Annotated in this window: 25 protein-coding genes and 1 pseudogene; 13 read left to right on the top strand and 13 right to left on the bottom strand. The window is 51.2% G+C overall.

Translation table 11 applies throughout. The annotated features are described in order from the left end of the window. Positions 1–309: 309 nt before the first annotated feature. The 4 genes from M987_RS17880 to uspF all read left to right on the top strand — a co-directional run bounded on the left by M987_RS17880 (position 310) and on the right by uspF (position 2908). Positions 310–549 carry a DinI family protein gene (locus tag M987_RS17880; RefSeq protein ID WP_014070517.1) on the top strand — a complete coding sequence of 80 codons (240 nt, stop codon included), beginning with the start codon at positions 310–312 and terminating at the stop codon, positions 547–549. 334 nt (positions 550–883) lie between these two features. Then, positions 884–2095, top strand: coding sequence for a selenium metabolism membrane protein YedE/FdhT (gene yedE / locus M987_RS17885; RefSeq protein ID WP_014070518.1), 1212 nt, complete (start codon positions 884–886; stop codon positions 2093–2095). Beyond that, positions 2092–2325, top strand: coding sequence for a sulfurtransferase-like selenium metabolism protein YedF (gene yedF, locus M987_RS17890; protein WP_014070519.1), 234 nt, complete (start codon positions 2092–2094; stop codon positions 2323–2325). Before yedE ends, yedF begins: the two co-directional genes overlap by 4 nt. A 148-nt stretch (positions 2326–2473) precedes the next feature. Next, on the top strand, positions 2474–2908 hold the full coding sequence (uspF, locus tag M987_RS17895) for a universal stress protein UspF (protein WP_014070520.1): 435 nt from the start codon (positions 2474–2476) through the stop codon (positions 2906–2908). A 55-nt stretch (positions 2909–2963) separates the two neighbouring features. On the opposite strand, the gene ompW is transcribed toward uspF, so the two are convergent. After that, the gene (gene ompW, locus M987_RS17900) at positions 2964–3599 is read right to left on the bottom strand and encodes an outer membrane protein OmpW (RefSeq protein WP_014070521.1); all 636 of its coding nucleotides are present in this window, start codon (positions 3597–3599) and stop codon (positions 2964–2966) included. A 277-nt stretch (positions 3600–3876) separates the two neighbouring features. Here ompW and M987_RS17905 point away from each other — a divergent pair. The 4 genes and pseudogenes from M987_RS17905 to yciA all read left to right on the top strand — a co-directional run. Then, positions 3877–4050 (top strand): annotated as a pseudogene (locus M987_RS17905) (YkgJ family cysteine cluster protein); the annotation flags it as partial. 25 nt (positions 4051–4075) lie between these two features. After that, positions 4076–4819, top strand: coding sequence for a YciC family protein (locus M987_RS17910; RefSeq protein ID WP_014070522.1), 744 nt, complete (start codon positions 4076–4078; stop codon positions 4817–4819). A gap of 57 nt (positions 4820–4876) precedes the next feature. After that, positions 4877–5416, top strand: a complete 540-nt coding sequence (locus M987_RS17915) for a septation protein A (protein ID WP_014070523.1) — start codon at positions 4877–4879, stop codon at positions 5414–5416. 104 nt (positions 5417–5520) lie between these two features. Next, positions 5521–5916, top strand: a complete 396-nt coding sequence (yciA, locus tag M987_RS17920; RefSeq protein ID WP_014070524.1) for an acyl-CoA thioester hydrolase YciA — start codon at positions 5521–5523, stop codon at positions 5914–5916. Positions 5917–5954: 38 nt separating this feature from the next. Here the strand turns inward: yciA and tonB are convergent, their stop codons facing one another. Continuing rightward, the gene (gene tonB, locus M987_RS17925; RefSeq protein WP_041162235.1) at positions 5955–6680 is read right to left on the bottom strand and encodes a TonB system transport protein TonB; all 726 of its coding nucleotides are present in this window, start codon (positions 6678–6680) and stop codon (positions 5955–5957) included. Positions 6681–6901: 221 nt separating this feature from the next. Between tonB and M987_RS17930 the strand changes: the two genes are divergently transcribed. Further along, the gene (locus M987_RS17930; protein ID WP_014070526.1) at positions 6902–7198 is read left to right on the top strand and encodes a YciI family protein; all 297 of its coding nucleotides are present in this window, start codon (positions 6902–6904) and stop codon (positions 7196–7198) included. Between the two features lie 31 nt (positions 7199–7229). On the opposite strand, the gene M987_RS17935 is transcribed toward M987_RS17930, so the two are convergent. Then, positions 7230–8006, bottom strand: coding sequence for an SDR family NAD(P)-dependent oxidoreductase (locus M987_RS17935; RefSeq protein ID WP_014070527.1), 777 nt, complete (start codon positions 8004–8006; stop codon positions 7230–7232). Between the two features lie 178 nt (positions 8007–8184). Between M987_RS17935 and M987_RS17940 the strand changes: the two genes are divergently transcribed. After that, positions 8185–9096, top strand: a complete 912-nt coding sequence (locus M987_RS17940; protein ID WP_014070528.1) for a LysR substrate-binding domain-containing protein — start codon at positions 8185–8187, stop codon at positions 9094–9096. Between the two features lie 273 nt (positions 9097–9369). Continuing rightward, positions 9370–10047 carry a type A chloramphenicol O-acetyltransferase gene (gene catA / locus M987_RS17945; RefSeq protein ID WP_014070529.1) on the top strand — a complete coding sequence of 226 codons (678 nt, stop codon included), beginning with the start codon at positions 9370–9372 and terminating at the stop codon, positions 10045–10047. Between the two features lie 39 nt (positions 10048–10086). On the opposite strand, the gene leuE is transcribed toward catA, so the two are convergent. From leuE to M987_RS24740, 4 genes are all read right to left on the bottom strand, one after another. After that, positions 10087–10722, bottom strand: coding sequence for a leucine efflux protein LeuE (gene leuE / locus M987_RS17950; protein WP_014070530.1), 636 nt, complete (start codon positions 10720–10722; stop codon positions 10087–10089). A gap of 70 nt (positions 10723–10792) precedes the next feature. Next, positions 10793–11203, bottom strand: coding sequence for an Exc2 family lipoprotein (locus M987_RS17955; RefSeq protein WP_014070531.1), 411 nt, complete (start codon positions 11201–11203; stop codon positions 10793–10795). A gap of 11 nt (positions 11204–11214) precedes the next feature. Beyond that, positions 11215–11343, bottom strand: coding sequence for a KPN_01571 family protein (locus M987_RS25315; protein ID WP_210434728.1), 129 nt, complete (start codon positions 11341–11343; stop codon positions 11215–11217). Between the two features lie 116 nt (positions 11344–11459). Then, positions 11460–11633 carry a YciY family protein gene (locus M987_RS24740; RefSeq protein WP_014070532.1) on the bottom strand — a complete coding sequence of 58 codons (174 nt, stop codon included), beginning with the start codon at positions 11631–11633 and terminating at the stop codon, positions 11460–11462. 157 nt (positions 11634–11790) lie between these two features. Between M987_RS24740 and cls the strand changes: the two genes are divergently transcribed. Continuing rightward, positions 11791–13251 carry a cardiolipin synthase gene (gene cls / locus M987_RS17960; RefSeq protein ID WP_014070533.1) on the top strand — a complete coding sequence of 487 codons (1461 nt, stop codon included), beginning with the start codon at positions 11791–11793 and terminating at the stop codon, positions 13249–13251. Between the two features lie 33 nt (positions 13252–13284). Beyond that, a complete protein-coding gene (locus M987_RS17965; RefSeq protein WP_014070534.1) occupies positions 13285–13614 on the top strand; it encodes an HI1450 family dsDNA-mimic protein in 330 nt (109 codons plus the stop codon). A 31-nt stretch (positions 13615–13645) separates the two neighbouring features. On the opposite strand, the gene M987_RS17970 is transcribed toward M987_RS17965, so the two are convergent. The 6 genes from M987_RS17970 to oppA form a co-directional block, all read right to left on the bottom strand. Further along, positions 13646–14515, bottom strand: a complete 870-nt coding sequence (locus M987_RS17970; RefSeq protein WP_014070535.1) for an ion transporter — start codon at positions 14513–14515, stop codon at positions 13646–13648. Between the two features lie 14 nt (positions 14516–14529). Next, on the bottom strand, positions 14530–15534 hold the full coding sequence (oppF, locus tag M987_RS17975) for a murein tripeptide/oligopeptide ABC transporter ATP-binding protein OppF (RefSeq protein ID WP_014070536.1): 1005 nt from the start codon (positions 15532–15534) through the stop codon (positions 14530–14532). Further along, positions 15531–16544, bottom strand: a complete 1014-nt coding sequence (oppD, locus tag M987_RS17980; RefSeq protein WP_014070537.1) for an ABC transporter ATP-binding protein — start codon at positions 16542–16544, stop codon at positions 15531–15533. Before oppD ends, oppF begins: the two co-directional genes overlap by 4 nt. 11 nt (positions 16545–16555) lie before the next feature. Continuing rightward, the gene (oppC, locus tag M987_RS17985; RefSeq protein WP_014070538.1) at positions 16556–17464 is read right to left on the bottom strand and encodes an oligopeptide ABC transporter permease OppC; all 909 of its coding nucleotides are present in this window, start codon (positions 17462–17464) and stop codon (positions 16556–16558) included. Between the two features lie 14 nt (positions 17465–17478). Beyond that, the gene (oppB, locus tag M987_RS17990) at positions 17479–18399 is read right to left on the bottom strand and encodes an oligopeptide ABC transporter permease OppB (RefSeq protein WP_014070539.1); all 921 of its coding nucleotides are present in this window, start codon (positions 18397–18399) and stop codon (positions 17479–17481) included. Positions 18400–18522: 123 nt separating this feature from the next. Then, complete coding sequence (gene oppA, locus M987_RS17995) at positions 18523–20157, bottom strand: oligopeptide ABC transporter substrate-binding protein OppA (protein WP_014070540.1); 1635 nt, start codon at positions 20155–20157, stop codon at positions 18523–18525. Between the last annotated feature and the right edge of the window lie 365 nt (positions 20158–20522).

Raw genomic sequence — 20522 nt, forward strand, 5'->3', positions numbered from 1 at the left:
CCCTATCCCGGAAATTTAAACTTAGCTTTGACATAATCACATCAGACTACCCACCCCATGTTACGAAGGATCCAGTAGCGGTTTTCGCTGTCGTCAGTGGTCTTGTTACCGCCGTCTGGCAATGAAGCTGTCAGTGCTGACATTGCAATAGCCTGATTGAGTTGTATGGCCTCAACGAATACAGCCCTTATCTCGTATGGACGTGACATGAGTTACACCCTCACCCACCCATTGACTGTATGCATATACAGTTGTATTTTTAAAACCAAAGATCAAGCTAAGACTAATTTCACAATCTAAGGAAAGGTAATGTTCGTAGAGCTCGTTTATGACAAACGCAATTTCGAAGGCCTGCCAGGTGCAAAAAACATCATTCTGGATGAGTTAACAAAGCGGATTGGCCGCGTTTTCCCGGATGCAGAAGTTCGAGTTAAACCGATGATGACACTGCCAGCGATCAACACTGATGCAAGCAAGCATGAGAAGGAACAGATAAGCCGGGTTGTGCAGGAGATGTTTGAAGAAGCTGATATGTGGCTTGAGGCTTAGTCTTAACCTGATAGTTTTCAATACCAGCAGGCAGTCATTTAATGATACGCCTGCCTGTAAACTGTTATTTTCCACCCACCGGAAAACTCTTTTACAAAGTCCACACGGCAACATCGTAACAAACGCCCCATTGGGCTGGATGTATCAAAGCTGTTCGTAAACATTTAATTTTTGTATATCGCTTTCCTACTGAGCATGAACTTTTGATGACTGAGGTCATTAAAAAGTCAGGTATTCTGGAGAAATGGTTGGGAGAGGTTTTTGAGAAAGCGCAAAAGCTCTATATTCCAGCCCGTTAAATTCACATACACCTTCTGAGTTCAGAGGCATAGTCATGACATGGCATCATTTCAAACAGACTTACCTGGTTAAGTTCTGGTCACCGGTTCCGGCGGTTATCGCCGCGGGCATTCTTTCTACCTACTATTTCGGGATCACCGGCACCTTCTGGGCAGTAACGGGTGAGTTTACCCGTTGGGGTGGGCAATTATTACAGCTTGCAGGCGTGCATACCGAAGAGTGGGGCTATTTTAAGCTGATTCATCTGGACGGCACGCCCCTGACCCGTATCGACGGGATGATGATTATCGGCATGTTCGGGGGCTGTTTTGCCGCTGCGCTGTGGGCAAACAACGTGAAGCTACGAATGCCGAAAAGCCGGATCCGCATTATGCAGGCCGTCGCGGGCGGTATTATCGCCGGCTTTGGCGCGCGCCTGGCGATGGGCTGTAACCTGGCCGCTTTCTTTACCGGTATTCCACAGTTTTCACTTCACGCCTGGTTCTTTGCCGTGGCAACGGCCATTGGTTCGTATTTTGGCGCACGCTTTACGCTACTGCCCTTCTTCCGCATTCCGGTGAAAATGACCAAAGTCAGTGCCGCCTCGCCGCTGACGCAAAAACCCGAACAGGCGCGCCGTCGCTTTCGACTCGGGATGCTGGTCTTTTTCGCCATGCTGGCCTGGGCGCTATGCACTGCGCTAAACCAGCCGAAACTGGGCCTGGCAATGCTGTTCGGCGTTGGCTTTGGCTTACTGATAGAGCGTGCGCAGATCTGCTTTACCTCTGCGTTTCGCGATATGTGGATAACCGGCCGTACGATGATGGCAAAAGCCATTATTGCCGGGATGGCGGTCAGTGCGATCGGTATTTTCAGCTACGTTCAACTCGGCGTTGAACCGAAAATCATGTGGGCTGGCCCCAATGCGGTGATTGGCGGTTTACTGTTTGGTTTCGGGATTGTGCTGGCCGGTGGATGTGAAACGGGCTGGATGTATCGTGCGGTAGAAGGTCAGGTGCATTACTGGTGGGTTGGGCTGGGCAACGTGATTGGCTCTACGGTGTTGGCGTACTTCTGGGATGATTTATCCCCGGTTCTGGCAACCAACTGGGACAAGGTTAACCTGCTGAATACCTTCGGCCCGCTCGGCGGTCTGCTGGTGACCTACGCCCTGCTGCTGATTGCATTTCTGCTGGTTGTCGCCCAGGAAAAGCGCTTCTTTCGCCGTACGGCCACTAAAACTCAAACCCAGGAGAATATCGCATGAAAGACATTGTGCCTGACTACCGCCTGGATATGGTGGGCGAGCCTTGCCCTTATCCGGCGGTCGCCACGCTTGAGGCCCTGCCTCAGCTTAAGAAGGGAGAAATTCTGGAAGTGGTGAGCGATTGTCCGCAATCCATTAACAACATCCCTCTGGATGCCAGAAACCACGGCTATACGGTGCTGGATATCCAGCAGGATGGGCCAACCATTCGCTATCTGATTCAGAAATAATCCCGTCGCGCCCCGTTCAGGGGCGCACTGACCTGTTCCAGTCATCACCTGAAAAACGCCCTGGCTCCCATTTTGCGCGCTAATCTCGCCGGTGATGTTTCACCGGGGCTAAACTTAAAGCGGACGAAAAACAAACAGGAGGTGCGGTATGTTCCATTCTATTTTGGTGCCTATTGATATTTCCGAAAGCCGCCTGACTCATCAGGTGATCCCCTATGTTCAGGCGAACGCAGCAATCGACAACGCCAGCGTGCATTTTCTGACGGTTATCCCTTCTTTACCTTATTACTCGTCACTGGGGCTGGCTTATTCGATTGAAACGCCGAAACTGGCGGAGATACAGCAGCACGCGTTAGCGAAGCTGGATGAGGTGGTTAAACAGTTCAACTTGCCCGCAGACAAAGTGCATACCCATGCCATTTCTGGCTCACCTAAAGATCAGATACTGAAACTGGCGGATTCCATCAGCGCCGATTTGATTATCATTGCTTCTCATCGCCCAGATATTTCGACCTACCTTTTAGGGTCAAATGCGGCGGTTGTTGTGCGTCACGCCACCTGTCCGGTGCTGGTTGTTCGATGAAGTGCTGTACTGCAAAGCGTAAATCAACCACCTGCCAGGCAGGTGGTTGTGATACTCAGAAACGATAACCCGCCGAGAACATAAAGACCCACGGATCCAGACGGGTGCTAACGCTCTGCTGTTCGCCGCCCGCTTTAAAGCGCACGTCCGTATCGATATCCATATACCAGACGGACATATTGATCAGCCAGTCACGGTTAATCAGGTAATCCAGCCCGGCCTGCCCCGCCACACCCCAGGAATCTTTCAGGCTGAGATCGGAAAGGCCCGCATCTTTACCGGTATCGTTAAATTTCTCATTAAAGAACGTTGTGTAGTTTACGCCCGCGCCAATGTAAGGGCGCACCTTGCTACTGGAGTCGCCAAAATACCATTGCGCCATTAAGGTTGGCGGCAACAGGTTAACTGTGGCGATATTACCGGTAGGCCCGGTGCCAACGTGATGACGGAATGGCGTTGCGGCTAACAGTTCTACCCCGATATTGTCGGTCGCCATATAGGTAAACGTCAGGCCCAACTGGGTGTTGTTACTGACGTTAAACCCACCCAGTTTACCCAATACATTATCGGAACCTTCCGTTGGTCGAACCGTTGCCGAACCTGCGCGAATAAAGAATTCGCCTGCTTCATGCGCGTACGCGCCGCCAGAGATACTGCTTAAGATAAGGGCTGCCACCGCTAATTTTTTCATATCCGCTCCATCGTTGTGGTTTTAATTCGGAGCAGAATATACTCACAAATGAGTAATAAGTGATCTAACACAGATCACATAAAAACCAGTAATTTAACATTCATTGATCTGAGTTAATTTTTCATAACTATTCAGAAAGGGGCAACGCGTTTCTAAGTCAATTTTTGCCATTTCTCAGTGACAACATATTCTGCTTTCCCCCTCTTGCTCTCTTTTCAGCGGCTGGATAATTTAGCTGTCTCACCATTTATTTGATGCGTTCTAATGTGCAGGTGTGCCGACACCCTGCCGGGAAAGTTCAATGTCGAGGGAGGATGGGAAGGTCAAAGAGGCCTGTAATCGGGCGAAGGCACGCTACGGATTACCTCCGCTTTACAAAGATATGCTTTTCCATACAAGGCTTGATGCTGCCACCGCAGTCTTATCCGGTGTACAATTGCCGGCTAATTAACACCTGCAATACTCAAGGAGAGTGCATGTCTATCACGGCGAAGTCTGTCTACCGTGACACGGGGAATTTTTTCCGCAATCAGTTCATTACCTTTTTACTGATAGCGTTGCTATGCGCATTTATCACGGTGGTGCTTGGCCATGCGTTTTCACCCAGTGATGACCAGATTGCCAGCCTGAGTCAGGGTGACAATCTTGCAGGCAGCGTGGGCTTATTTGAGCTGGTGCAAAACATGACTCCCGAACAGCAGCAAATCCTGCTGCGGGCATCTGCGGCATCAACTTTCTCCGGCCTGATTGGCAACGCCGTTCTGGCCGGCGGGGTTCTGCTGATGATCCAGCTGGTGTCTGCGGGACAGCGTGTTAGCGCCCTGCGCGCTATCGGCGCCAGCGCACCCGTTTTACCGAAGCTGTTCATCCTTATCTTTTTAACCACGATGCTGGTTCAGATTGGCATTATGCTGGTTGTTGTGCCTGGCGTACTTCTGGCGATTGTTCTTTCCTTCGCACCGGTGATGGTTGTGCAGGATAAAATGGGAATATTTGTCGCTATGCGCAGCAGCATAAAACTGGCATGGTCTAATATGCGCCTGGTGGCTCCAGCGGTAATCGGCTGGTTGCTGGCCAAAACGCTTCTGCTGCTGTTTGCACCAAACTTTGCCGTACTCACGCCAAACGTTGGCGCGGTAGTGGCGAATACGCTGAGCAACCTGATATCAGCGGTATTGCTGGTCTACCTGTTCCGCCTGTATATGTTAATTCGTCAGTAATCCTGATGGCCGGGTATGTCGCTGTACCCGGCTCAACGAAGAAGATGGAATCATAGAATGAAGCAGTTTCTTGATTTTTTACCCCTTGTCGTATTTTTCGCGTTTTATAAGCTCTACGACATTTATGCCGCCACAACGGCGCTGATCGTCGCGACCGCTATCGTGCTTATCTACAGCTGGGTGCGTTATCGCAAAGTTGAGAAAATGGCGTTGATCACGTTCGTTCTGGTCGCCGTGTTTGGCGGGTTAACCCTGTTCTTCCATAACGATGAGTTTATTAAATGGAAGGTTACAGTCATTTATGCCCTGTTTGCCGGCGCGCTGCTGATCAGCCAGTGGGTCATGAAAAAGCCGTTGATCCAGCGTATGTTGGGTAAAGAGCTGACGCTCCCGCAGGAAGTGTGGTCACGACTGAATATCGCCTGGGCGGTATTCTTCATCCTTTGTGGCCTGGCCAATATCTACATCGCCTTCTGGCTGCCACAGAATATCTGGGTCAACTTCAAAGTCTTCGGCCTGACCGCCCTGACGCTAATTTTTACGCTTTTAAGCGGCGTTTATATTTACCGCCACATGCCGCAGGACGATAAGCACTGACAGTTTTTACCAGAACGCTCACCCCACGGGCGTTCTGGTCTATTCTCACCAGCCGAAAATCATAGTAGCATCCCGCCTGAAGTCTTCAGTTACGAGTTAAAACAATGACAACAAATGACGCCCCTCAGGGCGAAATGGTATTACGCACACTGGCAATGCCCGCCGACACCAATGCCAATGGCGATATTTTTGGTGGATGGTTGATGGCGCAAATGGACATGGGCGGCGCGATCCTGGCAAAAGAGATTGCTCACGGGCGCGTGGTGACCGTTCGGGTTGACGGAATGACGTTCCTGCGCCCGGTTGCCGTGGGTGATGTCGTCTGCTGTTATGCGCGCTGCGTGAAGCGCGGGAACAGCTCAATTTCGATCAACATTGAAGTGTGGGTGAAAAAAGTCTCTTCCGAGCCTATCGGTCAGCGTTATAAAGCGACCGAAGCGCTGTTTATTTATGTGGCAGTAGATAGCCAGGGGAAACCCCGTCAGCTACCTGCAATTTAATGCCAGTCAAAAAAAAGCCTCCGATACGGAGGCTTTTTTTATTCCATTTTCGCCCCGCCGTTCAGGCGGAACACAATATTCACAATCAATCCGCTGCCCGGTTTACCCGGTTCGTAACGCCACTGACGCATGGCGGTTTTCACTTCACGTTCGAACATGTTTGAAGGCTGCGCAGATAAGACTTCGATGTTATCAAGGCGGCCATCTGGCGTAACGTCAAACTTCACGCGAACACGCCCTTCAATACGCAATGCCCAGGCACGCTGCGGATACTGCGGCTGGTTACGGCTCAATGCGCGCGGGCCTGCTGGCGCGGCTGGCGTTGGTTTTGCTACCGCTGGCGTGTTGTTGGCCACGGCACGCGTTGGTGCAGCGTTTTCAACCGGCTGCGTGGTACGCGTCTCAACAGGGCGCTCTTCACGTTTTGGACGCTCTTCAACCTTTTTCACCGGCTTTGGCTTCGGCTTGGGTTTAGGTTTCGGCTCAGGCTTGTGGATCACCACCGGCGCTTCTTTCGGCGGCTCCGGGACAACTTCTGGCTCTGGCTCGGGTTCCGGCTCAGCAACCGGTTGTGGCGGCGGCGTAACGACCTGCGGCTCAAGCTCCGCTGGCGTTACCATGGTCACAGAAATAGGCTGCGCGGGCGCTGGCATTTCAATAACCTGATGAACCGAGGTGTAGAGCAGACCCGCCACAACAGCACCGTGAATAACGACAGAAAGCAACGTCGGCCAGGGAAAGCGGCGAGGTAAATCTAGGGTCATCGAAGTCATAATCATCAGAGTTAAAAAACCAGACCCTGATTTTAAATGCAAATAGCAATCATATTCAATAAGACACTTTATCTTCGCGCGATTTAAGCGCATAAGAGGCCAAAAAAGGCGCATTCAGATCAGGGTTTTAACATTGTCGTTATCTTTACATTGCAGTCAATTGTGCTTTCACATAACGTAATTGCCACTTTTACTGGTTAAGGAGTTCCGCCGTGCTTTATGTGATTTATGCAGAAGATGTAGCTGATTCCCTGGAAAAACGCCTTTCTGTACGCCCTGCCCATCTGGCGCGTTTACAGCTGTTACACGATGAAGGCCGCTTATTGACCGCAGGCCCAATGCCCGCGGTAGACAGCAACGATCCTGGCGCGGCAGGTTTTACCGGTTCAACCGTTATTGCGGAGTTCGAATCCCTGGAAGTGGCCAAAGCCTGGGCTGACGCTGACCCGTATGTGGCCGCTGGTGTTTACGCAAAAGTTACCGTGCGTCCGTTTAAGAAAGTGTTCTGATGCACCAAAGGCTCCAAAAGGAGCCTTTTATTTATGCGTTTCGGCCTGCCATAACACCGCCATCGACATCCCAGATGGCTCCGGTCACCCAGCCTGCTTTATCAGAGAGCAGGAAAGTAACGGTTTCAGCGACATCCTCTGGCGTCCCTACCCGACCAATCGGATGGAAACTGTCGAAGCTGTTCATCACCGCTTTAACATCGTCCTTAGGGATAAATCCTTGATAAATTGGCGTATGTACCACCGCAGGTGAGACAGCGTTAACCCGAATACCGTTACCACCGAGTTCAATCGCCAGGTTTTTCGTCAGCGCATGAAGCCCTGCCTTCGCCATAGAATAGGCCGATGACGGCGTCGCGCCGATAGCCTGCTGCGCCCACATAGAGCCAATATTTACCACAGCGCCTTTAATACCGACATCGATCATATTGCGCACAACATCGCGGGTGATGAAAAAGGTGGCCCGGTTGATACTCATATACATGTCGTAATCGGGCAGCTCATGTTCGGTAAAGGGTTTCGGAAAGAAGACACCCGCAGCATTCACCAACAGGCTGATATCTTTATGCTCAGCGTTGAGCTTATCAACCACGTGTTTCATACCTGATTCGGTCATCAGATCTGCCACGATAATTGAAACGTTGCCCGCCGTTGAAAGCGCCTGGCGGGCCTGCTCGGCTTTATCCTGGCGATTACCCACCAGCACCACGCTGCCACCGCCTTGCAGAACACGCTTCGCAGTTTCAAACCCCATACCGCTTGTCCCGCCGACAACTAACAGTTTTTTACCGGAAAAAGATGCGTTCATCGCTCACCTCTTTGAAATCAATTGAATGGTATTGATGAGACGCGTCAGCTCTCATCGGGTGAGGCAAGAATGCCAGTACAGCGCGATACTGACGACTGAGAAGAAATTGCCTGGCAAGAAAGAAAATCTTTGTCGGTGACGTATACTGACGGGAAAAACTGATTACCAGGAATCATACATGCGCTCCCTTAACCGACTGAAATGGCTACATGCTTTTGAAGCAACTGCGCGTCATGGCAGCTTTACCGGCGCAGCTCAGGAAATGGGTGTAACGCCAGCCGCCGTAGGTCAGCTTGTTCGTTCCTTAGAGGACTGGGTCGGCCACCCACTTCTGCACCGTACACGCAGTGGCAAAGAGCGCCTGACGTTGGTTGATGAAGCCCGGGATGCACTACAGGACATCACGCAGGGGCTGGATAAACTGGAAATGGGGTTGAACAAACTGCGCGGTCGCCGGGCACGTTCAGTTGTGGTGATTACGGCGTCTCAGGTGCTGGTGATGAACTGGCTCATGGAGCGTTTAAATCGTTTCTCGGAAACCCATGAGCACATCGACCTGCGTCTGAACGTGACAGAGAAACTGATGGATGTCTCACACGGCGAGGCAGATATTGGTGTCCGCTGTGGTCTGGGAGACTGGCAAGGTGTCGACAAAACCTGGCTGATGGATGAAGAGGCGATCCTCGTGTGCAGTCCGCACCTTGTGCCCCCCGAAAAAGTTACCTGTCGCGACTGGCTTGCTACACAAAAACTCATTCATGACGACACGCCCCACCCCGGCGCGGACTTCCCCTCCTGGGAAGATGTGCTGAAGGCCGTCAATGCGCCTGCGGCACAGGAAAGCGGCCTGCACATTAACTCAACCTCGGCGGTGATTTTATCAGCGCTGAGTGGCCGCGGCGTCGCGATTGTCCGCCATGCGCTAGTGAAACAGCTGATTGAAACCGGCCAGCTTGTTCAGTTGCACTCTGCCCATCGCTGGCCGCTGAAATGGTCGTATTACGTCGTCACACCGCAACACGCCGTAATGCGCGGTGAGGTTAAAATTTTTCATGACTGGCTTGTGCAGGACGTGCTTTCCGGCGGGTGAAGAAAAACATCACACAGGCGCTAATTTTCGACGTCTGCCTGGCTTGGGAAATCTACGAGATTCGCTTGTCAGGCAAACACCTGTAGATTACGCAATCTACTTTTATTATCTTAAAAATTAAATAGTTAACACCACTTCCTTCCTGTATAAGGATGCGCTAATCTCGCCATCTCGTTTACGATCAAAACGGCTCATGACCTGTAGGGTAACGTCATCCATGAAAAACAATTTAAGCTAACATTTGATCTGTTATTGCTAATCAAAGGGTAAGAAATGAAAAAAATAATCCCGGAATATACCCCTGTTGATTTATCTCGTTGGGCCAGGAAGGAACATTTTGAGGTATTTCAGGGTTTTGCTCAAAGTACTATTAACCAGACGGTGCTGATAGACATTACTTCTCTGCTAAAAAATATCAAAGTAGCTGGGTGGAAATTTTACCCTACGATGATTTTCCTCCTGTCTAAAATCGTAAACAGGCATGCGGAGTTCCGTATGGCGATGAAAAACAATGAGTTAGTTATCTGGAATGAAGTACATCCAAACTATACGATTTTCCATAATGAAACGGAGACTTTTTCGTCTTTATGGAGCCACTACGATGGCAATATCCATCACTTCCAGAACGCTTATTCAGAAGACATGGCACGATATGGCGATAACCTTGCGTACTGGCCAAAGGAAGAGTCGCGGGAGAACATATTTTTCGTATCGGCGATCCCCTGGGTAACCTTTACCAGTTTTAATATCACCGTTGCTGACATGAAAAACTTTTTCGCCCCGATGTTTACGCTGGGAAAATACTACGAACAAAACGGAAAAGTATTGTTGCCTGTCGCCCTTCAGATTCACCATTCCGTGTGCGATGGTTTCCATATGGCACGACTGTTCAATGAGTTACAAGCGATGTGTGATGATTTGCCCGGGCAGTTAGTGGGACTTGATGGGTGATGTGGTTGACATTAAAAAGGCTCCCTCAGGAGCCTCATCTCAGTGCAGCGACGCAAGTCGCGCAGCAAATCCTACAAACAGCAGCCCTATCAGGCCATTTCCCAGCTTCGCCAGTTTCTTCTTGGTTTTCAGGTAGCGCGTGACAAACGCACCCGAGAAAATCAGGAAACTCATGTAGGTGAAGCTAATCAGCTCAAGCGTGGTGGCGAGGATCAGGAAAGAGGTTCCTGTGTTTTCTGCACGCACATCAATGAACTGCACAAAGAACGACACATAAAACAGAATCGCTTTCGGGTTCGTCAGGCTTAAAACCAGAGAACGCTTCATGATCATACTCGCGGGTTCAGCACCGGTATCATGAGCATTGTTCTTGCGGGTGATAACCGACCACAACATTTTGCCGCCGAGCCACAGCAAATAGAATGCGCCTAAATAACGCACAATATTAAATAACACAGGCGTGGTCTGAATTAACGCAGCGACCCCTGCCCATGCCAGAAACATCAGAACGGCATCACCAATAAAGACTCCGGTCGCGGCCAGATATCCTTTTTTGACGCCATGGCCAATACCCGTTTTCAGCACAAACAGTGTGTTTGGCCCCGGAACCAGGACGATAAAAAATGCGCCTACCACATAGGTCCAGAAATTAAGCACACCAAACTCCGCAAACACAACTCCCTCCTTTTGCTATAAAATAAAGGGAATAGCGCTGCAACGGCGCTATTCCCAACAGTGAATTGACCTATTGTACGCCGTTAAAGCCATCAAGATAAGTCGCAGCTAATTCGTTACCAAACAGCACGGCATCTTTCTGGTCCATATCTGAAGACCATTGGTCATTCGCATTGCCCGAGAAAGACTGTTTTGTCACGGCACTTTTCTTTAGCTGATCGCGAAGACTTTGCGCATACGCATTGGCCTCGGCCTCTGTGTGTCCGGCCGCACGGTCGGCTTTGCCGCTGGCGTACATCTCGCGAAACTGCGGTACGTTCAGACGATAATTCTCGGGCACGCTGGAGGCAAAATTCCCGCCAGTGAAACTCGATTTATGTGAGACGAAATAATACGCATGTCGTTCCGGCGCTGTTTTGGTACTGGCACACCCGCTCAACACAGCAATGCTCAATAGTGCAGCAACAACTTTTCCGTTCATCCCTTGATCCCTTAGTAAAACCACTGTGACACCCAGGCAAATATAAAATCTGCCAGCGAGGAAAATGACGACAGCCCTAAATTTTCTCTGAGCGCATCCAGCGCAAAAAGCACAATAAATACCCAGAGGTATGGATTCATCTTTTATTTCATAAAGTTAAACAGGGGTAGTATATCGCGGAATCACGTCTGGGGAGACTGCGAAAATTAATAGCCTTATATAAACATCGGGCACCTTAACGGTGCCCTCGTGGTTTTCAGAGTTCCTGGAATGCAAACAGTAACGCGTTACGGTGTTTGCTTAACCCACATTTTCTGATGGCGTGTATACGCATATTGCGGCGGGATTGTGCTTCCAGCCAACGAGCCTTACGACGACTCACCTGTCGCAACATGCGCCAGCGCCCTACTTCTGTTCTACTGCGCTTCATGTCTACAACTCTTTCTCTAACACTTTTTCTCTAAAAGAAAGGCCATTATAAACCCAACCCTGCGGCAAACCAGCGCTTTTATCTGCCGTTTTTATTTGCCAGATGAAACCTGATGCGTACACTCATAACAATACGCTTTCAAAAGGATTTTTTATTTATGACAACCTTCTACACCGTGGTGAGTTGGCTGGTCATTCTGGGATACTGGCTGGTCATCGCGGGGGTGACGTTACGCATCCTGATGAAGCGCAGAGCCGTACCCTCTGCCATGGCCTGGCTTTTGATTATCTATATCCTGCCTCTGGTCGGGATTATTGCTTATCTGTCCTTCGGTGAACTCCATCTTGGTAAGCGTCGGGCGGAACGTGCACGCGCCATGTGGCCCTCTACGGCGAAATGGCTGAACGACCTTAAAGCCTGCAAACACATCTTTGCTGAGGACAACAGCAGCGTTGCCTCTTCACTGTTTAAGCTGTGCGAGCGCCGTCAGGGGATCGCCGGCGTAAAGGGTAACCAGCTTCAGCTGTTGACCACTTCAGATGATGTGATGCAGGCGCTCATTCGTGATATCCAGCTGGCTCGCCATAATATCGAGATGGTGTTCTATATCTGGCAGCCCGGCGGTATGGCAGACCAGGTTGCCGAATCACTGATGGCGGCCGCCCGTCGTGGCATTCACTGCCGGCTGATGCTGGACTCCGCTGGCAGCGTGGCTTTTTTCCGCAGTCCGTGGGCCGCGATGATGCGTAACGCGGGTATCGAAGTGGTCGAGGCCCTGAAGGTTAATCTCCTGCGTGTGTTCCTGCGCCGTATGGATCTGCGCCAGCACCGTAAAATGATCTTGATTGATAACTATATTGCCTACACCGGCAGCATGAACATGGTTGATCCCCGCTTCTTCAAGCAGGATTCCGGTGTTGGACAGTGGGTTGACCTGATGGCACGTATGGAAGGCCCGATCGCCACCTCCATGGGGGTTGTCTACTCCTGCGACTGGGAAATCGAAACCGGGAAACGAATTCTTCCGCCGCCGCCAGACGTCAACATCATGCCGTTTGAAGAGGCCAGCGGGCACACCATCCATACCATCGCCTCTGGCCCGGGTTTCCCGGAAGATCTTATCCACCAGGCTCTGCTCACTGCGGCCTATTCCGCCCGTGAGTACCTGATAATGACCACACCTTACTTCGTTCCGAGCGATGACCTGCTGCACGCCATATGTACCGCCGCGCAGCGAGGCGTGGATGTTAGCATTATTATGCCGCGTAAAAACGACTCGGTTCTGGTGGGCTGGGCCAGCCGCGCCTTCTTTACTGAACTGCTGGCCGCAGGGGTAAAAATCTATCAGTTTGAAGGCGGTCTTCTGCACACGAAAAGCGTGCTGGTCGACGGTGAATTAAGCCTGGTCGGCACCGTTAATCTGGATATGCGCAGCCTGTGGCTCAACTTTGAAATTACGCTGGTGATTGACGATGCCGGATTTGGCGGCGATCTGGCGGCCGTTCAGGATGACTATATTTCCCGTTCCCGCCTGCTGGATGCCCGACTGTGGGTGAAACGCCCGCTATGGCAGAGAATTGCTGAACGACTGTTTTACTTCTTTAGTCCGTTGCTGTAAAACGTGCCCAACGATGTTAAACAGGTAGTCATCATGGAAATGGATCTGAACAATCGCCTGACCGAAGACGAAACGCTCGAGCAGGCCTATGACATTTTTCTCGAACTGGCGGTTGATAACCTCGATCCCGCAGACGTGATCCTCTTTAATCTGCAATTTGAAGAGCGCGGCGGTGCCGAGTTATTCGACCCGGCAGAAGACTGGGCCGAGCACGTGGATTTCGACCTCAACCCGGACTTCTTCGCCGAAGTGGTAATTGGGCTTGCTGATGAAGATGGTGGTGAAATTAACGACATCTTCGCCCGCGTGCTGCTGTGTCGCGAGAAACACCACAAGCTGTGCCATATTCTCTGGCGCGAATAATAAAAAAGGCTGCGATGGCAGCCTTTTTTATTTAGTCCGGCAGTTCGTTACCACACCGGTTGCAATACCGGGCGCTGTTCTCATGGCCGCGTTGCTGGCAATTCGGGCACCGGCGTTCAAATTGCCGTTTCTGAAATGCAGAACTCATGTGGGTGGTAATCAGCCCTGTCGGGATAGCAATCACCGAATAACCAATCAAAATCAGCACCGATGCAACGATGCGCCCGAGTGGCGTGTGGGGTGTAATATCGCCGTACCCCACCGTCGTGACGGTAACAATGGCCCAATATACAGACGCATTCAGTGTAGTAAATCCATATTTTGGCCCCTCGATTAAATACATCAGCGCGCCAAAAACGATCATCACGATGGCGATAAATGAATAGAAAAGGGCCAGCTGATGACGTGCGCTTATTATCGCCTGCCAGAATACCCGTAGCGATGGCATAAAACGCAAGAGTTTGAGGATGCGCAAAACCCGAATCGCTCGCATAGCGCGCCAGGCAAAAACATAGTCGAGGCTGATTTCAGGCCACAGCCACATCACATACAGCGGCAGGATCGTCGCAAGATCGATAAATCCCCAGAAGCTGAAGACATATTTTACCGGATTCGGCCAGCAGAAAACCCGCAGTAAATACTCGCAGGTAAAGACCAGAGTCACCATTAACTCCAGCCAGACAAACACGTGCCATTCGTCAAATGTCAGGTGGTACTGCGTCCCGGCGCCTGATTCGACAAAAATAATAATTACGCTCAGCAGCGCAAATAAACCGCAAAGCCCTTCGAATCGACGGCCTGAACGCGTTTTAAGATCGAACAAATAATGATAAAGCCGCTGACGGGCAGAAATAGATAATCGCGACACATTAACCTCGCAAAAAATAAGGGCTGACATCATGTCAGCCCTTGCGATTATAACGGGTCTACTTTAAGGCAGGAAACCGCATGTCGGAAACTGCCTTCCAGTACCGGTCGCGTTTGCGCGCATTCCGGCCCGGCCATCGGGCAGCGGGTGCGGAAAACACAGCCTGAAGGCGGGTTAATCGGTGATGGCAGTTCACCCTCAAGAAGCTGGATAGTTTTGTTCTTTTCCAGATCCGGGTCGGGAACCGGCACAGCCGACATCAGCGCTTTCGTATAAGGGTGCAACGGATTGTGGTACACCTCATCGTAAGTGCCAAGCTCAACCGCATGGCCCAGATACATCACCAGAACACGGTCAGAGATGTGTTTTACCACCGCCAGATCGTGCGCGATGAAGATAAGGGACAGCCCCATCTCGCGCTGCAATTTCTGCAACAGGTTAACCACCTGCGCCTGAATCGACACGTCCAGTGCAGAGACTGGCTCATCACAGATAATCAGCTTCGGCTCAAGGATCAGCGCACGCGCAATACCAATACGCTGACACTGGCCGCCCGAGAACTCATGCGGATAGCGGTTGATGAGGTTAGGCAGCAGACCCACTTTCATCATCATCGCTTTTACGCGGTCGCGAACTTCCTGGCGCGGCATTTTTGGATGATAGGTACGCAGCGGCTCAGCAATGATTTCGCCAATGGTCATACGCGGGTTCAGTGATGCCAGCGGATCCTGGAAAATCATCTGAATATCGCTACGCACGTCGCGCCACTCGTCGGGCTTCATACCCAACAGATCTTTCCCCAGCCAGGCGACTTTACCGCCAGTGGCTTTCACCAGGCCGATAATCGCTCGGGCAAAGGTTGACTTACCGCAGCCAGATTCGCCCACCACGCCCAGGGTTTCCCCTTCATACAGACGCAGCGTCACGCCGTCTACGGCCTTAAGGGTTTTAGGCGGTTGCCAGAACCACTGCTTGCCATCTTTGATGTCGAAATGCACTTTCAGATCGGCAATTTCGAGCAGCACATTTCTTTTTTCGTCTAATGCGTTCATACCAGCTCCTCGTGCGACTTAAAGCAGGCGCGCAGGCGGCCTGGTGCAAACTCTTCCAGTGGCGGAGCACTGTTACAGATTTCCATCGCATGTGGACAGCGAGGCTGGAACGGGCAACCTTTTGGCAGACGCAGTAAGTTCGGCGGGTTACCCGGGATGGTCAGCAGCGATTCCCCTTCCGCATCAAGACGCGGAACGGCATTCAGCAGGCCAATGGAATAAGGATGTGCCGGGTTATAGAACACGTCACGGGCTTTACCGTATTCCATCGTACGACCGGCATACATCACCAGCACTTTGTCACAGATACCGGCAACCACGCCAAGGTCGTGGGTAATCATGATAATAGCGGTATTGAACTCGCGCTTAAGCTCGTTCAGTAGCGTCATGATCTGCGCCTGTACGGTAACGTCCAGCGCGGTGGTAGGTTCGTCGGCAATCAGCAGCTTAGGACGGCAAAGCAGCGCCATTGCAATCATAACGCGCTGACGCATCCCGCCTGAGAATTCGTGCGGGAACATGCGCATACGCTTACGGGCTTCAGGCATTTTCACCGCATCCAGCATTTTCACTGACTCTTCAAAGGCTTCGGCTTTGCCCATGCCTTTATGCAGCATCAGTACTTCCATCAGCTGCTCACCCACACGCATGTACGGGTTCAGAGACGTCATCGGGTCCTGGAAGATCATGGAGATCTGTTCAGCACGCAGCTTGTTCAGCTCCTGCTCTGGCAGGTTCAGGATCTCTTTACCGTTGAAGGTTGCCGAGCCGCCAATGCGGCCGTTTTGGGCCAGAAGCCCCATCAGTGCAAACGCCGTCTGCGACTTGCCCGACCCCGACTCGCCAACGATCCCCAGGGTTTCACCTGCGCGCAGGTTGAAATTGAGGTCGTTTACCGCCGTCACATCGCCATCTGGCGTTTTAAAGGTTACGCGGAGGTCTTTCACATCCAGCAGGATTTTGCCCTGCGCTTGCGCCGCCGGCGCAGATGCCGTTTCAATAATAGTCATCACGGCGCTCCTTAACGATCTTTCGGGTCGAGGGCATCACGCAGGCCATCGCCGATAAAGTTGAAACAGAACAGGGTTACAACCAGGAATCCTGCCGGGTACAGCAGCAACCACGGTGAAACTTCCATGGAGTTAGCGCCATCACTCAGCAGCGCACCCCAGCTACTCAGCGGCTCTTGCGTACCAAGGCCCAGGAAGCTCAGGAAAGATTCAAACAGGATCATGCTTGGCACCAGCAGAGAGGCATACACCACCACCACGCCCAGCACGTTAGGAACAATGTGGCGAACCACAATATTGCCGGTTGAAACGCCGCCGACCTGTGCCGCTTCGATAAACTCTTTACGTTTAAGACTCAGCGTTTGACCACGCACGATACGCGCCATATCCAGCCAGGACACCATCCCGATTGCCACGAAGATAAGCAGGATGTTCTGACCGAAGAAGGTCACCAGCAGGATGACGAAGAACATGAACGGGAAGGAGTTTAAGATCTCCAGCAGGCGCATCATGACCGAGTCCACTTTGCCGCCCAGGTAGCCGGAAAGTGAGCCGTATAACGTCCCGAGGATCACCGCCACCAGCGCGGCGGCAATACCCACCATCAGCGAGATACGACCGCCGATAGCGACACGCACCAGCAGGTCGCGGCCAGAGGAGTCGGTACCAAAATAGTGCCCGGACGCCATATCAGGCGCGCTGGACATCATGCCCCAGTCGGTATCGAAGTAGGTGAACTGCGACAGCATTGGCGCAAAGGTCACGAACAACGCGATGATCACCAGAACAATCAGGCTGGCAACGGCTGCGCGGTTATGCATAAAGCGACGGCGGGCGTCTTGCCAGAGGCTACGTCCTTCCACTTCCAGTTTTTCACTGAAGTTTTCCAGCGCCTCGCTGTTTTTCTTACTCAACATCATGGCGTGCTCCAGTGTTAGTAACGGATTTTCGGGTCGATAACGGCATACAGCACATCGACAACTGCGTTAAAGAGAATGGTTAATGCACCGACAAGGATAGTCAGGCTCAGTACCAGCGAATAGTCGCGGTTGAGCGCGCCGTTAACAAACAGCTGACCAATTCCCGGCAGACCATAGATGGTCTCGATAACCATTGAACCGGTAATAATACCGACGAAGGCTGGCCCCATATAAGACAGCACCGGTAACAGCGCAGGTTTAAGCGCATGGCGCAGAATAATGCGGCGCATAGGTAACCCTTTGGCACGCGCAGTACGAATGAAGTTTGAGTGCAGAACTTCAATCATCGAGCCACGGGTAATACGCGCGATACTGGCGATATACGCCAGAGATAATGCCACCATCGGCAGAATCATGAACTTCAGTGCCCCGCCGTTCCAGCCGCCCCCAGGCAACCATTTCAGCGTGATGGCAAATATCATCACCAGCAATGGCGCGACAACGAAACTGGGGATAACCACCCCGGTCATTGCGACCCCCATTACTGCATAATCCCATTTGGTATTTTGTTTAAGCGCGGCGATAACACCCGCTGCCACTCCGAGAACCACGGCCAGGATAAATGCCGCAGCACCTAATTTGGCCGATACCGGGAAGCTCGAGGCCACCAGGTCGTTAACGGAATAGTCTTTATATTTGAATGACGGTCCAAAATCGCCATGCGCCAGCTGCTTCAGATAATTGAAGTACTGCGTGGAGATAGGATCGTTTAAATGGTATTTCGCTTCGATATTCGCCATGACTTCTGGCGGCAGCGCGCGCTCGCTGGTAAATGGACTACCGGGAGCAAGACGCATCATGAAGAATGAAATAGTAATAAGAATAAAGAGCGTCGGAATCGCTTCAAGACAGCGACGTAGGATAAATTTCAACATTGCCCGTACCTTCTGGCGTGTGCCTTTTACACCTGAGCTTTCAGGAAACCTGAAAATTCGGGTGTATATAGTGCGATGAGTTAAGACACAGTGGGGCAAATGACTTTGCCCCACGGATTGCCATTAATGCTTAATGATGTACAGATCTTTAGTATAGATGTTGTCCATCGGGTCTTTACCGGTATAACCGCCAACCCAAGGTTTCACCAGGCGCGCGTTCACGTAGTAGTAAACCGGTACAATCGCAGAATCTTTGCCTAACTGCTGTTCTGCTTTGTCGTACAGGGCAGTACGTTGCGCTTCATCAGTCACTTTCAGCGTGTCTTTCATGATCGCATCAAACGCCGGGCTCTTATAATGCGCGGTGTTCATGGAGCTATCAGACAGCATGGTATTCAGGAAGGACGTTGGTTCGTTGTAGTCTGCACACCAGCCAGCACGTGCCACGTCGTAGTTACCCTGGTGACGGGTATCGAGGAAGGTTTTCCACTCCTGGTTCACCAGTTTCACATCCACACCCAGGTTTTTCTTCCAGATGGATGCGGCAGCGATTGCCAGTTTCTTGTGCAGATCGGAGGTGTTGTACAGCAGGTTAAACGTCAGCGGTTTGTCTGCGGTGTAACCCGCTTCGGCCAGCAGTTTCTTCGCTTCTTCGTTACGTTTTTCCTGAGTCCAGGTGAACCACTCTGGTTTGGTCAGTTTTGCACCGTCCGCGTATGGCGGAGTGTAACCGAATGCCGGCAGATCGCCCTGTGCTTTCACTTTATTTACGATGATATCGCGGTCCAGACCCAGTTTCAGCGCGGTACGAACGCGAGCATCGGTGAACGGTGCTTTCTGGTTGTTGATTTCATAGTAATAAGTACACAGGTACGGGTCGACGTGAACTTCAGTCGGGATCTCTTTTTTCAGTTTCTGGAAGAGTTCGATCGGCAGGTTGTTATAGGTCATGTCGATCTCGCCGCTGCGGTAGCGGTTAACGTCTGTTACTTCAGACGAGATCGGCAGATAGGTAATCTGGTCTACGACGGTTTTCGCGTTATCCCAATAGTTGGTATTACGCTCCATCACGATACGTTCGTTAACAACCCAGTCTTTCAGTTTATAAGCACCGTTAGTGACGATGTTAGCTGGCTGAGTCCACTTCTCACCGAATTTTTCGATGGCGGTCTTGTTAACCGGAGACATTGCCGGGTTCACCAGCAGTTTGTAGAAATACGGGACTGGCTCACTCAGGGTGACTTCCAGAGTGTGATCGTCAATGGCTTTCACGCCGAGTTCTGATGGGGCTTTTTTACCGTCGATGATTTCATCAACGTTCAGGATGTGACCGTACTGCGGATAGCTGGCGTATGGGGAAGCGGTTTTTGGATCAACCAGACGCTGCCAGCTATATACGAAATCTTGTGCGGTGACAGGTTCACCGTTGGACCATTTTGCGTCTTTACGCAGGTGGAATGTCCAGACTTTAAAGTCTTTGTTATCCCAGCTTTCAGCAACACCCGGAATTGGGTGACCGTCTTTCGTCGACGTAATCAGCAGACCTTCGAACAGGTCGCGGCTGATGTTTGCTTCAGGTACGCCTTCAATTTTGTTCGGATCCAGAGACTGCGGCTCAGCGCCGTTGTTACGAATCATGGTTTGCTTTTCTGCCAGCGTAACGCCAGCAGGTACATCGGCAGCCATTGCCATATTACCCGCGATTAGCGCAGTAAAGATTCCCGCGGCAATCAGACTTTTTTTAGTGATGATGGACATTGTGTTGATACTCCACTCATTATAATTACTGGCTTTGCCAGCTGTGTAATCCCCTGTTGGGGCCTGTACAGTGCAGGAGTTTTTTTTGCTACTGTCAGGTTCTTTTTTTACTTCTTGCTATCACCGACTTCTTTATTACTGACCGCTCGTATGGCCGTCTTGCGTCGATTCTTAACACGCCTCCCCTGTTATGAGACGTGCGTTTGATATCTGAGATGGAAACTATATGAAAATAATTCTCATCTACTTGTTTAGTGTGCAAAATATAAGGCCGGAAAGTACCAAATGGCGTAATCTCGCGCCAATACATTTTGCAAATTTGTTAAGCAATTCTCTTTTACGGTGATTACCGTTTCTTTGGGGGC

The organism is Enterobacter soli ATCC BAA-2102 (genome assembly GCF_001654845.1).
Lineage (GTDB): Bacteria > Pseudomonadota > Gammaproteobacteria > Enterobacterales > Enterobacteriaceae > Enterobacter > Enterobacter soli.